The organism is Xanthomarina sp. (genome assembly GCF_035306705.1).
Classification (GTDB): Bacteria; Bacteroidota; Bacteroidia; order Flavobacteriales; family Flavobacteriaceae; genus Xanthomarina.
The window spans coordinates 15,124-28,973 of sequence record NZ_DATGNO010000064.1 but is presented as its reverse complement, the minus strand read 5'-3'; the positions used below and the strand labels follow the sequence as shown (position 1 = coordinate 28,973).

The window sequence follows — 13,850 nt, the reverse complement described above, 5'->3', positions numbered from 1 at the left end:
ATAATCGGTTAACTTCCTTAAATTTGCAACCTATTTAATAACTTGAGGTAAAAACAGGCAAGTTCAAATTTTAAACTTATGTATAGAAGTCATACGTGTGGTGAATTAAGAGCATCACATATCAATAACGATGTCACACTTTCTGGTTGGGTACAAAAATCTCGTGATAAAGGATTTATAGTTTGGGTTGATTTACGCGACCGTTATGGCATTACGCAGTTAGTTTTTGATGAAGAACGCACGCCTAAAGCCATAATAGAACAGGCGCAAAAACTAGGACGGGAATTCGTAATTCAGGTTAAAGGAACTGTTATTGAACGAGCTTCTAAAAACCCTAATATGGCTACTGGTGATGTAGAAATATTGGTTTCTGAATTAACTGTTTTAAACGAATCCCTACTTCCGCCTTTTACTATTGAAGACAAAACGGATGGTGGCGAAGATATTAGAATGAAATATCGTTATTTAGATATTCGAAGAAATCCGGTAAAAAACAACTTGATTTTCCGTCATAAAGTCGCTCAAGAAGTTAGAAATTATCTGTCTAACGAAGGGTTTATTGAAGTTGAAACTCCTTATTTAATTAAATCCACACCTGAAGGGGCTAGAGATTTTGTAGTTCCAAGTAGAATGAACGAAGGGCAATTTTATGCACTTCCACAGAGCCCGCAAACCTTTAAACAATTGTTGATGGTTGGTGGTATGGATAAATATTTTCAGATAGTAAAATGTTTTAGAGACGAAGATCTACGTGCAGACAGACAGCCAGAATTTACACAAATAGACTGCGAAATGGCCTTTGTTGAGCAAGAAGATATATTAAATGCTTTTGAAGGTTTAACCAGACATCTTTTAAAAGAAGTGAATGGCGTTGAAATTGATCAATTCCCAAGAATGCTCTACGACGATGCCATGCGTTTATACGGAAACGACAAGCCGGACATTCGTTTTGGGATGGAATTTGGGGAATTAAATGAAGTTGCTCAACACAAAGATTTTGGCGTATTTAATTCTGCCGAATTGGTTGTAGCGATTGCCGTTCCTGGAGGAAATGCTTACACAAGAAAAGAAATAGACCAATTAATTGATTGGGTAAAACGTCCTCAAGTGGGTGCTTTAGGAATGATTTATTCTCGCTGTAATGAAGATGGAACTTATAAATCGTCTGTTGATAAATTCTACGATCAAGACGATTTGGCCAAATGGGCTGAAAAAACCGGTGCCAAACCAGGCGATTTAGTTTGTGTACTTTCCGGAGATAAAAACAAAGTACGTGCGCAATTAAGTGCTTTACGTATGGAATTAGCAGAACGCCTAGGTTTACGCAAACCTAACGAATTTGCACCACTTTGGGTAATGGATTTCCCTCTTTTAGAATGGGATGAAGAAACTGAGCGTTACCATGCCATGCACCATCCATTTACAGCACCAAAACCCGGACAATTAGAACTATTGGCTACAAATCCTGGAGACGTAAAAGCCAATGCCTACGATTTGGTATTAAATGGAAATGAAATTGGGGGTGGATCTATTCGTATTCACGATAAAAAAACACAAGCCTTAATGTTCGATTATTTAGGTTTTACCGAAGAGGAAGCTCAAGCACAATTCGGTTTCTTAATGAATGCTTTTGAATATGGAGCGCCTCCACATGGCGGCTTGGCTTTTGGATTGGATAGATTGGTTGCCATTCTTGGAGGTCAAGAAACCATTAGAGATTTTATTGCATTCCCTAAAAATAATTCTGGACGTGATGTCATGATCGATGCTCCCGCTCCAATAGACAATAAACAACTAGAAGAGCTAAGTTTAAAACTTAACTTAAAGTCATAACAACATATTAAACTTGTCCCGATAGCAATCGGGACAATTTTTTTAGTAGTTTTAGATTATGAGAAAGAAGATTGTTAAAATTGTCTTATATATAGCAGTAATACTTACGGTTATCTTGTTTGTATTATACACCTATGCCTATTTTGCAATGACTAATTAAATAAACCAACTTGCCATTTTAAATGAATGTGAACAGTTTTATTAAACAATTTACAGTTTGGAGATATAAGCATATCTCGCAAAAAAACTTTGTTTTACTATTGAGCATTTTTGTGGGTTTATCTACTGGTATAGCGGCATTAATCCTAAAAAACATTACTTATTCCATTCAGGTATTCTTGAAAAAGGGGATTGTTTTCTCTGAAAATCAACTGTATTTTATTTTACCTTTTATAGGTTTGTTTTTGGTTTACCTTATTAAAAAGTATTTGTTTAGAAAAGGAATGACCCCATCGGTTCCTCGATTTATAAAACGGGCAGTTCCTTCACTTTTATATTCTCTTTTAAGACAAAAAGGGTTACTGTCCTACAAACTTATTTATCACCCCATTATTCTAGCTCCTTTAACCGTTGGGTTTGGTGGTTCTGTAGGACTCTTAGGACCAGCAATGACTTCGGGGTCTGCTATAAGTTCTAATTTAAGTAGGTTATTGCGAGTAGATAAAAGAACCAGGACTTTACTTATTGCCTGTGCTACTGCTGGAGCGATTGCTTCCATGTTTAAGTCGCCTATTGCTGCTATTGTTTTCGCTGTTGAAGTGTTTAGTCTCGACTTGACTTTTGCTTCATTATTACCTTTATTAATTGCCTCAATTTCTTCGGTGTTGACCTCCTACTTTTTTCTGGGAGATGAAGTTCTTTTTGATTTTGCAGTAACTGATAAATTCACCATTAGAGATACCGCTTTTTATATAATTTTAGGGCTTGGCACTGGAATGGCTTCCATATATTTCACTAAAATTTACTTTGCGGTCTATGCCTTTTTTGACAGGTTTAAAAACAAGTTTACCAAACTTTTAGTGGGAGGCTTTGCTATTGGGGTCATGCTGTATTTTATTCCACCTCTTTATGGGGAAGGTTTAAGTTTTACAAAAGATCTTTTTGAAGGGAATTATTTAAGTGCTTTAGGTACTAATCTTTTCGATAAATATCTAGACAATATTTGGGTAGTCATTATACTCTTAATCGGATTTACCGTTTTTAAGGCCATAGCTATGACCACCACTTTTGCTGCCGGAGGAGTTGGAGGAGTTATTGTACCAACTATGGTAATGGGAAGTGCTTTAGGAAATGTGGTTGCCAAAATAGTTAATAACATAGGTCTTGGCCATCAAGTATCCGAATCTAATTTTACTTTGGTTGGAATGGCAGGGTTAATTGCAGGGGTAATCCATGCACCCTTAACAGCTATCTTTTTAATTGCTGAAATTACTGGAGGTTACGAATTGTTTTTACCGCTTATGATTACGGTAGCTATTTCCTACTTAATTACTAAAAACTATATGGAACATACCATTTACACCAAGGAGTTAGCCGAAAGAGGAGATTTATTAACCCATGATAGGGACCAGAATGTTTTAACCACTATGAATTTAGATAGTGTGATAGAGAAAGATTTCATCTCCCTTCGACCTGAAATGTCTCTTGGAGATATGCTCTACAAGGGCGTTTCCAAATCCAATCGAAACTTATTTCCTGTAGTGGATGATGATCATGTCTTGGTGGGTATTATTCTTTTAGATGATATTAGAAGCATCATGTTTGACCAAACATTATACAATTCGACTTCGGTGGAAACTTTTATGCAATTACCACCAGGTTTTATAAATTATGACAAGGATAATATGAGCCAAGTAATGCAGAAGTTTCAAGATACCAATGCTTGGAATTTACCTGTAATTAAAAATGGAAAATATTATGGCTTTGTTTCAAAATCTAAATTATTAACGGCGTATAGACGCGAATTACTTAACTTTACCTAATGAAACCTTCACTGATTAAATACATCACGCTTTTCTTTTTTATCCTTTCTGTGGGTGGTATTGTTTTAGGATATGTTTTAGAAACAGATTATTCACAAAAGCTTATTGGTTTTGGCGTTGTTGGACTGTTTATTATTGTATTCCCATTATTTTCATACTATAGATGGAAAGACAGAAGCTTTAAGGACTATATGATTACTAAAGATAGTTTAGATAAAATGCGAGAGTATAGAGAACGAAAAGACACTTAATTTAAATTTCTTTTTTCTATAAAAAATCGCTTCAGGAGCTCTGTTGCTTCTTCAGCCAAAACACCTCCAAGCATCACGGTTTTTGGATGCAATTTGGTTTTTAATGCAATACATCCTCTTTCTTCATCTCTAGCGCCATAGACTATTTTAGTTATTTGACTCCAATATAAAGCCCCTGCACACATTTGGCAAGGTTCCAGAGTTACATAAAGTGTGCAATTGTGAAGATATTTACCTCCCAAAAAATTAGAGGCAGCCGTAATAGCTTGCATCTCGGCATGGGCTGTTACATCTGTTAAAAGCTCGGTTAAATTATGGGCTCTAGCAATAATACGATTATCCACTACTATTACTGCTCCCACAGGAATTTCACCTTTCTCGAAAGCAGCCTCTGCTTCTTGTAATGCTTTTTTCATAAAATAGACGTCGTCGAACAAATTTTCCATACATGTAAAAATAAAAAAAGACAGCTATAAACCTATAGCTGTCTTTAATAATTCAATTTAAAAATTTACTTAGTTTTTAATAACCTTATGGTTTGCACTAAATCCTTCTCCATCTATATTTAAAATATAAATTCCAGATTGCAAGTTATTAATATCCATTTCTACTTGGTTAAATAACTCTACTTTTTTAGAAAGCACTTGTCTTCCGTTAATATCTGTTATAGTAAGGGTTACTTGACCGTAGTTTTTAGCAGTTTTAATAAACAAACGTCCATTGGTTGGGTTTGGATATACTTTATAGCTACTAGTGTTAAACTCTTCAATTCCAATAGTTGTACAGTTAACTAAACTAGGATCTGTATCTGGAAGTGTTGTAAAATCCTCAGTTTGGTCTGTCATACTAAAAGATGTTCCTTGGCTAGCATTTACACCAACACCTCTTCTAGCAAACACGTCCCAAATTAAACATTGATCCTTTCCGCCCATAGCTGTATCGGCAGCTAAAATAGCATCTCTACCTACTACAAAGCCCGGTTGGCAACCCTGTAATTTTAATCCATCGATAACTACTTGCATCACTTTGTTGTTTCCACCTGTTCCTGTATATAAATCTGGGTCGAAACCATACTTATCTACATAAGCCCAAGTTAAGTCCCATAACATAGTAGCCCAAACAAAGCCTACTCCGTGAGGACTAACAACATTTTGAGTATCATTTGTATCTCCATATGTATAATCGTTAATGGCAAAATCTGTACTATAAGGTGCCAATCTAATTCCAAGCGCATTTGTTGGTTGTCCAACGGCATAGGTTCCCATACCTCTGGCGTCTTCTGCTTGATCTCCTGGTTTCATGGTAAGCATTAATGCGAACCAATCTGACCAACCTTCACCCATTTGTTCTTTATTTAATATCCCTCCAAGACAGTTAGTACTTGGTCCTCCTGTTAATCTCGTAGAAATACCGTGTCCATATTCGTGAGCAATAATTCCATTGTCGAAACTACCATCTCGCATATAGACTCCTGTTCCTTGTAAAGTAACACTAACTGTTTGCGTTTGAATGGCGTTCATTAAAATTTGACCATCAGCATAACTCATAAATACGGAAGGAATAGTAAATAATGGATTTGGCTCTCCTGCCATGTTCACATAAGGTGTATAAGCTGGATCGTTAGTTGGATTGTTGTGGTTTATTACAATAACAGCAATAGCACCCGCATTTTCCGCATTTCTTATTTTATCTACAAAAGGACAATCTCCTCTCATAACAATGGCAATTTTACCAGCTACGTTAGCCGCATTGGTAAGTGCAGCACAACCTTCAATCGGAACTGAAGAGCCTGCACTAACAACTACTAAATCTCCTGTTACAGGTGTTTCGCCAATTCCCATAATGGTGTTTGGAGGCGTTGTTGCAGGGTTAACAGCTTGATATGGTCCAGCAATAGATGTGTTGTTTACAGTTACTAGGTTTTGAACTCCTCCCGGAGCAGGCCATAAATACATCTGCATTCTAGGAGCACCCCCATCAGTTGGGGTTGCAAAATTAGCATTACCTACACTTTCTCCATCTTGAGCTTCTGCGCGAACAGCATCGTTACCTAATCCGCCATTGCCATAGTTGTTTTGTTGGAAGTTTCCAGAAACTTCATCAAAACCGTAACGGTACCATACATCGTGCATGACGTTGCTCACGTAAAATAAATTTGTAACAGAGGCATCTAGATATCCTATTGGTTCTTGACTTAAGTTTAATGGAAAATTAAAATTTAAAGCTGCTGTTCCATTAGGGGAATAACCTGGATTATTTGTATTCGCTGTATCATCGTAAGCATATACGTTATTTCCTCTAGTAATTGTATATTCTGCACCTGCAGCACCGTTGGTATCGTGCCAACCGTATGGTGAAGCTACATCGTCTGCAGGAGACGTCAATAAAGTTCTTCCTCCAAAACTAGGAGCTTCAACTGGAAATGCAAAAACATTGTATTGAGACCCGTCGGCTACAAAAGAATTAGCTCTAAATAAAGAAAAGTCTTCTTTAGAGTTTGCGTGGAACGTATGGTTAGAATGATCACCATCGCCAAAATCACAAGATAATACCCAATCAGTAGTATCGATTATTTGACCAGTTACGGCATCTACTCGTACACTCCACCAATTTTTTCCACTTAAAGTATCGATGTTTAAATCCCAAGCCAATTTTAAAGTGCCTTGCTCTTCTGAGTAGAAATACACTAGTTTAACTGGAATATTAGTTTGAGAAACATTTGCACCGTTATAGACAAACTCATTGCCTTTTGCTGAAATTAATTCTAACCCTTGAACACTTCCTAGATTCAATTGCGCAGCCGCGTTTTCCAAAGCACGTTGTGCATTGATTTGAGGCGTTATGGTGTTTGCTTTTTGACTGATTTCACTTATAAAGCTATTAGCATAATAAAAAACAACATTGTCTTTTACTGCAACACTAGAAACAGCATTATAAATATCAATCCCCTGATAACGTTGATTAACGTATACATGATTGATTTTTGTACTTTTTGAAAAGTACTCATTAGTAACATATAAATCCTGAATATCGTTAGCCGTCAGGTTATAAGCTGCTTGGTTCTTGATTAAGTAAGTTTTGATAATGCTGCTATACTCTGAATTAGCAAGATTATGCTGCGCAAAACCTACTAATCCAAAAAATAACATACCAACAACTAATAATCTTTGGATGTAATTTTTTTTCATTCTATTTGTTAGTTTTTTTAATTTGAATTATACAAATATAAGCTCCATCTTCTTATTATTATAATATAATCATAATAAATCTTTAAAATACTCCATAAAGCCATGAAATTAACAGTTATTTTAATAATTTTACCAGATAATTCGTACTCATGCCTACAGATTTTTTAAATTCTATTGAATCTCCAGAAGATTTACGCAAACTTCAAAAAGAACACCTTCCAAAGTTAGCCAAAGAATTAAGACGCTTTATAATTGATATTGTTGCTACCAAAGAAGGACATTTAGGAGCTAGTTTAGGCGTTGTAGAACTCACTATTGCTTTGCATTATGTATTCAATACACCACAAGACCTGTTAGTTTGGGATGTAGGACATCAAGCATACGGCCATAAAATATTAACTGGCAGAAAAAACAATTTTCACACCAATAGACAATTGCATGGAGTCAGCGGGTTTCCTAAAAGAGACGAAAGCGTTTATGATACGTTTGGAGTTGGACACTCTTCCACTTCTATTTCTGCTGCTTTAGGCATGGCCCTCGCCTCCCAACTTCAAGGCGATATGCACAGACAGCACATAGCTATTATTGGCGATGCATCTATTGCTAGCGGGATGGCCTTTGAAGGTTTAAATCATGCTGGGGTTACAGACGCCAATTTATTAGTGGTTTTAAATGATAATGCCATTGGGATTGATCCTTCCGTTGGGGCTTTAAAACAATATTTGACCCATGTGAAAAAAGGCACCGAAAAACAAGATAATATTTTCGAAGCTCTTAATTTTAACTATTCTGGTCCTATTGATGGGCATGATATTTTTAAACTTATTTCTGAATTAGAGCGACTTAAAACTTTAAAAGGCCCAAAGTTCTTACATGTTATTACCAAAAAAGGTAAAGGCTTAAAACAAGCTGAAGACAATCAAGTTACTTATCACGCCCCAGGAAAATTTGATGCTATTACTGGTGAGTTAGTAATAAAAAACAAAATAAAACAACCGCCTAAATACCAAGATGTCTTTGGTTTTACACTAGTTGAATTAGCTAAAAGCAATCCAAAAATTATTGGAATTACACCTGCCATGCCTACTGGAAGTTCCTTAAAATACATGATGCAGGAAATGCCTGATCGTGCATTCGATGTGGGGATAGCCGAGCAACATGCCGTAACATTGGCTGCTGGAATGGCAACCCAAGGCCTCATTCCATTTTGCAATATCTATTCCACCTTTTTACAACGTGCCTACGATCAAATTATCCATGATGTTGCTCTACAAAACTTACCCGTTATTTTTTGTTTGGATCGCGCGGGCTTGGTTGGACAAGATGGCGCTACGCATCACGGCGTTTTTGATTTAGCTTATTTACGTTGCATTCCAAACCTGATTATTTTTGCACCCAGAAACGAAATAGAACTCAGAAACATCCTTTACACTGCGCAACTTGGCAAACTAAAACAACCCCTTGCTATTAGATATCCTAGAGGAAGAGGCGTTACCCAAGATTGGCAACAAGATTTTTCTGAGATTAAAATAGGCACAGCCATCAATTTAAAAAAAGGGAAAAGTATAGCTGTTTTAAGTATAGGTACTATTTCTAAGAATTGTACGGAAGCAATAGATTTACTACCTGTAGAAAACGTTGTGTCTCATTACGATATGCGATTTGCAAAGCCTTTAGATGAAGTTTTACTCCACAGCATTTGTAGTAGTTATAAAGTAATTATAACGGTAGAAGATGGTTGTGTTCTAGGTGGGTTTGGATCGGCTGTTATAGAGTTTGCAGCGCAACACCATTATAAAAACACTTTTAAAACACTAGGAATTCCTGATAAGTTTATAGAACATGGCACTACCGAGGAGTTGCAACTTGAATGTGGCATAGATAGTTTATCTATTTCTAAAACATTATCTGGATATCTAGAGTCGACCAGCTTTACTTAAGAATTTTAATTCATTGAAAACTTACTCATAATCCGCGTAGTATTGTTGTGCATTAATCTCAGAAGCTCCTGTTTCATTTATTTCCTTCAATACCAATACAGCTACAAAAACAACAAATACGATTACAATAGCTCCAAATAGATTTTTTTTCATTTTAGGTTAGATTTGGGTTTTAAGATTTATAAAAGTAGTTTATTTAGTTTTTTTACACAAGTACCTATAAATAAAAAACAGAAAGGAGATCTGTTTTTATTTATAAAGCAATACCCTTTATTTTTTTATATTTTAGAATGGCTTGACTATCTGATAGTAAGGACACATAATTACAAACACTTAAAAGCTTGACGTATGTAGTACTTTCTTCCTCAAAATAAAGATCGGGAATACTTTTAAGAATCAACAAATCGTAATTGGAGGCTTTTTCTAGGGTTTTATTAATCACAGCCTTCGTATAAACATTTAAAAGTGTACTAATAACTTCGAAACCGATAATTTCCTTGTCTATAACTTCTTCAGATTGATACACCTTTTTAACACTTATCTTAATAATGTCATTAATTTGAGCTTCATACTGACTTTTATCTAACAATCCTGTTGTAAAACTATCGTTTAAGATGGCTTCTTCATTGGTTAAAAACACATCTACTGCTTCGTTTATTAAGGTGTTTATGGCTAGCGCCCTCAAGTAACTTATGCGGTCTTGGGTATTAGAAAGTAGATGATATTTTTTAGAATTAATAGAATGTTTTACCAGGTTTATCAAATATTCTAGGGCATATTCTTCTTGAATAAGCCCTAAGTTAATACCGTCCTCAAAATCAATAATAGTATAGCAAATATCGTCTGCAGCTTCGACCAAATATGTTAAGGGATGTCTGGAAAAACTTAAATCTTCTTTGGCTCCTCTTTTTAGTAAGCCTAATTCATCTGCAACGTCAATAAATAGCTTTTTTTCACTTTGAAAAAACCCGTATTTCTTATCGGAAATATGACTGCTTGGTTTTTTAGGTAAAGATTCCTTTGGATATTTTGTAAAAGCACCAAGGGTGGCATAACTTAATCTCAAACCTCCTTCTCTTCCTATTCTACTTTGAGTGACAATTTTAAAACCATTGGCATTTCCTTCAAAATCGCATAGATCTTGATATTCCTTTTCGGTTAATTGGTTTCTATACGGTTTACCATTTCCTGATATAAAGAATTCCCCAATTGCTTTTTCCCCAGAATGTCCAAAAGGTGGATTTCCAATATCGTGGGCTAAAGCGGCTGCTGCTACTATGGCTCCAAAATCGTTCGGCTGATACCCATGAATGGCTTGCAAATGCGGATATTTCTCAATTAATTTGGCTCCAACCTTTCTACCTAAAGTTCTTCCAACCACACTAACTTCTAGACTATGTGTTAATCTGGTATGAACAAAATCTGTTTGAGATAAGGGAATGACTTGGGTCTTATCTTGAAGACTTCTAAATTCTGACGAAAATATAATCCGATCATAATCCACTTCAAACCCTAAACGAGTTTCGTCTTGTTCTTTTCTTAAACGCTTGTTTGTGTCCCCATATCGTTTTAAGGAGAGTAGTTGTTCCCAGTTCATAGTTACTATTTATCTGTTGCAAGATACATTTTTTCGTGTTTTAAAAACCCTCATATATAAACAATTCTATTGAACTTGATGTTATGTTATCATTTCTAAATACATCATTTTACGTAAATCCAATAACATTAAGCTAACCGTTTTATTACAATGGCATAATCTAGGATTAACACACTCTTTACATTGTTACAGTTTCTTTGCGTCAACAAAACAACTAAAGAACTAAACATATAAATGAAACATATTTTTCTCCTTTTTATCTTGATGACTTCCTTAACTACCTATGCCCAAAATACGGGCTCAATAACTGGTAAATTGATCGATTTAGATTATAATAACGAACCTTTGGTTTTTGCTAACATCTTAATAAAGGGGACTATAAAAGGAACCACATCAGATTTCGATGGCATATATGAAATAAATAATGTTGAACCAGGAACACATACTGTAATCTACAGTTTTATTGGTTATGAAACCCAAGAAATTGACGTTGAGATTATAGCACATAAAGAAACCAAAATAAATGTTTCTATGAAGGCTAGCACTGCTTCTTTAAATGAAATTTTAATTCAAACTACAACCACAAGAGAAAGTGAAACCGCTTTATTATTAGACCAAAAGAAAGCTGTTGAAATAAAACAAAGTATTGGTGCCGATGAATTGTCTAGAAAAGGAATTAGTGATGCTGCTGGTGCTGTAGCAAAAATTTCAGGGGTTTCTAAACAAGAAGGTTCCAGCAATGTATATGTGCGAGGTTTAGGAGATAGATACTTAAACACGACTATGAATGGACTGTCTTTACCTTCTAATGATGTTAATAAGAAGAATATAAACTTAAATATCTTCTCTTCAGATATTATTCAAAACGTATCTATAAGCAAGGCATACGCTTCAAAATTTTATGGCGATTTTTCGGCAGGAAACATTGATATATCTTCAAAAGATTATAGTGGCAACGGTTTTTTCAATGCTTTTACTACTACTGGTTTCAATACAAACGCCATAGACAAGAATTTTGTAAGAAGCGAAGGTACTGGCTATTTTGGTTACTATGGCAGGTACAATCACAACCCATTTGCTGTTATTTTATCTCATGGAGTCGACCCTATAAATGTAAGCTCTCCTATTAATGTAGGCTATGGAGCTTCAGCAGGAAAATCCTTCAACTTAAAAAATGGGTCCCGAATAAATCTATTTGCTACAGCTTCATTTGAAAACAACTACGAATACAGAAAGGGTTCTGCCGTAGATTATACGCTAACCGAAAAAAAAGCTTTTATAGATAATGCGGAAGAATATGAATACAACACGACAACTACAGCTATGGCCAATGTAAATTACTCCATTGATGATGCAAATTCTGTTAGATATAATTTCTTATTTATTAATAATTCATCAGATGTTGTTGGCTATTTTGGAATAGATGGAAAAGGTAGAAATAGAGATGCTCAAGCTAATTCAGACAAAGGTTTTTATCAAATGAATGTTCAATTTGATCAAACACAAATGTTTGTCAACCAATTATTAGGAAACCATACCTCAGGAAAGTTTGACGTGGATTGGGGCTTTGGATACAACTCTGTTTTCTCTAAACAACCAGACAGGAAACGTATAAGTGTTGAAAATTATCACTTAGCTTTAGATAACGATATAGAAACAAACCCCATTTTTTATAGCAATGTGGTTTTCGATAATCAACGTTATTTTCAAGATATTCAAGACGAAGAATATAACGGAAGACTAAATTTAGCCTATCAGGCTAACGAGACATTAAAATTAAATGTTGGTTTTAACGGTAAAAGCAAACAAAGAAATTTTGAAAACATCCGTTATGGTTATGATATAGTAGAGAATGGTTATCAAATCTCTAATGTAAACAATTTCAACAGTATCTTTAATTTAGAGAATTTAAACCTCAACCCTGGCGATGAAGGTGTTTATGAAATAAAAGTTATTAATAACATCCCAACCCTATCAAATACCAATAGACCTGGTTTACCAGAAAATACTTATAATGGTACATTAGATGTTTTCTCTGGATATATAGATGCTGAAATTACAGCTGGAGAAAAATGGCTAATTGTTCCTGGAGTGAGATTAGAATCATTTCAACAAGACATTGCATTCGATGTGATTAACCTTGGAAATCAAGGTGAAAATAAAATAAGTTCTTACGACAATTTCTTCTTACCAAGTCTTAATGTAAAATACGCTTTAACCAATAACCAAAACCTTCGCTTTTCTGCAAGTCAGACTGTTTCTATTCCAGAATTTAAAGAAGTTGCGCCTTTTGTTTACGAAGATATTTCGACTAAAATTGGGGGAAATCCAGATCTATTAGACAAAGGTTATTCAAAAATTATAAACCTCGATTTAAAATACGAATGGTTCTATACTAAAAGTGAAATTATCTCGGTTGCTCTATTTACTAAAGAAATTAACGATCCAGTAAACTTAGTAGTTGGTGCCGATGCCACAGGAACACAGCGTTATTTTAGAACAGGTGATAAAGCAAATGTGTATGGAATTGAAGTAGAATTAAGAAAAAACTTAATTACTAACGATACTGACAACTCTAAACTTTCCCTAGGTTTTAACGCAACATACATGAAAACCAAACAGGATTTATACAACTCAATAGATGGAACTTATTACGATGTAAGTTTTAATAAATCTGAAGACAAGCTGCAAGGTGCTTCTCCGTTAATACTAAATGCAGACATCAATTACTCTCCAACTTTTGGAACCTATAAACCTATAGCCAATTTAGTATTCTCTTACTTCTCAGACAGAATAGATGCTTTAGGCTCAGGACAATTAGGAAATATTATTGAAAAAGGAGTGCCAACTCTAGATTTTATCTGGAGAAACAACTTTAACAATAAGTTAGAAATAAACTTCAGTATCAAAAATCTATTAAATCCAACCATAGAATATTTTAGAGAAACAACTTTAGGAGACATTGCTGTAAACTCAGCTAACGGCAAGGGTATTACAGATTATAAAAAAGGGATGGATTTAGGAGTTCAACTTAAATATAAATTTTAAACACAATTAAT

Annotated in this window: 9 protein-coding genes; 5 read left to right on the top strand and 4 right to left on the bottom strand. The window is 34.9% G+C overall.

Annotated elements, in window-relative coordinates; all coding sequences use genetic code 11:
- The first annotated feature begins 78 nt into the window (after window positions 1-78).
- From aspS to VKY47_RS05435, 3 genes are all read left to right on the top strand, one after another.
- Window positions 79-1,833, top strand: a complete 1,755-nt coding sequence (gene aspS, locus VKY47_RS05445; protein WP_324311022.1) for an aspartate--tRNA ligase — start codon at window positions 79-81, stop codon at window positions 1,831-1,833.
- A gap of 182 nt (window positions 1,834-2,015) precedes the next feature.
- Window positions 2,016-3,815: a chloride channel protein gene (locus tag VKY47_RS05440; RefSeq protein ID WP_324311020.1), complete on the top strand. Its 1,800-nt coding sequence runs from the start codon at window positions 2,016-2,018 to the stop codon at window positions 3,813-3,815.
- Window positions 3,815-4,066, top strand: coding sequence for a hypothetical protein (locus VKY47_RS05435; protein ID WP_324311018.1), 252 nt, complete (start codon window positions 3,815-3,817; stop codon window positions 4,064-4,066). The genes VKY47_RS05440 and VKY47_RS05435 overlap by 1 nt, the downstream gene beginning before the upstream one ends.
- On the opposite strand, the gene VKY47_RS05430 is transcribed toward VKY47_RS05435, so the two are convergent.
- Window positions 4,063-4,512, bottom strand: a complete 450-nt coding sequence (locus VKY47_RS05430) for a nucleoside deaminase (RefSeq protein WP_324311016.1) — start codon at window positions 4,510-4,512, stop codon at window positions 4,063-4,065. The two genes, VKY47_RS05435 and VKY47_RS05430, sit on opposite strands and share 4 nt — an antisense overlap.
- Before the next feature lie 69 nt (window positions 4,513-4,581).
- Window positions 4,582-7,254, bottom strand: a complete 2,673-nt coding sequence (locus VKY47_RS05425; protein WP_324311014.1) for a T9SS-dependent M36 family metallopeptidase — start codon at window positions 7,252-7,254, stop codon at window positions 4,582-4,584.
- 149 nt (window positions 7,255-7,403) lie between these two features.
- Here VKY47_RS05425 and dxs point away from each other — a divergent pair, with 149 nt between their 5' ends.
- Window positions 7,404-9,194 carry a 1-deoxy-D-xylulose-5-phosphate synthase gene (gene dxs, locus VKY47_RS05420; RefSeq protein ID WP_324311013.1) on the top strand — a complete coding sequence of 597 codons (1,791 nt, stop codon included), beginning with the start codon at window positions 7,404-7,406 and terminating at the stop codon, window positions 9,192-9,194.
- A gap of 21 nt (window positions 9,195-9,215) precedes the next feature.
- On the opposite strand, the gene VKY47_RS05415 is transcribed toward dxs, so the two are convergent.
- Together VKY47_RS05415 and dgt are read right to left on the bottom strand one after the other, a co-directional pair.
- Window positions 9,216-9,347 carry a hypothetical protein gene (locus VKY47_RS05415; RefSeq protein WP_324311011.1) on the bottom strand — a complete coding sequence of 44 codons (132 nt, stop codon included), beginning with the start codon at window positions 9,345-9,347 and terminating at the stop codon, window positions 9,216-9,218.
- Window positions 9,348-9,447: 100 nt separating this feature from the next.
- The gene (dgt, locus tag VKY47_RS05410) at window positions 9,448-10,791 is read right to left on the bottom strand and encodes a dGTP triphosphohydrolase (RefSeq protein ID WP_324311009.1); all 1,344 of its coding nucleotides are present in this window, start codon (window positions 10,789-10,791) and stop codon (window positions 9,448-9,450) included.
- A gap of 234 nt (window positions 10,792-11,025) precedes the next feature.
- Between dgt and VKY47_RS05405 the strand changes: the two genes are divergently transcribed.
- Window positions 11,026-13,839 (top strand): TonB-dependent receptor, encoded by a 2,814-nt coding sequence (locus VKY47_RS05405; protein WP_324311008.1) that lies wholly within the window; start codon window positions 11,026-11,028, stop codon window positions 13,837-13,839.
- The last annotated feature ends 11 nt before the right edge of the window (window positions 13,840-13,850 follow it).

Coding starts and splice junctions, on each gene's coding strand:
- aspS (WP_324311022.1), top strand. CDS start 79: ATGTATAGAAGTCATACGTGTGGTGAATTAAGAGCATCACATATCAAT.
- VKY47_RS05440 (WP_324311020.1), top strand. CDS start 2,016: ATGAATGTGAACAGTTTTATTAAACAATTTACAGTTTGGAGATATAAG.
- VKY47_RS05435 (WP_324311018.1), top strand. CDS start 3,815: ATGAAACCTTCACTGATTAAATACATCACGCTTTTCTTTTTTATCCTT.
- VKY47_RS05430 (WP_324311016.1), bottom strand. CDS start 4,512: ATGGAAAATTTGTTCGACGACGTCTATTTTATGAAAAAAGCATTACAA.
- VKY47_RS05425 (WP_324311014.1), bottom strand. CDS start 7,254: ATGAAAAAAAATTACATCCAAAGATTATTAGTTGTTGGTATGTTATTT.
- dxs (WP_324311013.1), top strand. CDS start 7,404: ATGCCTACAGATTTTTTAAATTCTATTGAATCTCCAGAAGATTTACGC.
- VKY47_RS05415 (WP_324311011.1), bottom strand. CDS start 9,347: ATGAAAAAAAATCTATTTGGAGCTATTGTAATCGTATTTGTTGTTTTT.
- dgt (WP_324311009.1), bottom strand. CDS start 10,791: ATGAACTGGGAACAACTACTCTCCTTAAAACGATATGGGGACACAAAC.
- VKY47_RS05405 (WP_324311008.1), top strand. CDS start 11,026: ATGAAACATATTTTTCTCCTTTTTATCTTGATGACTTCCTTAACTACC.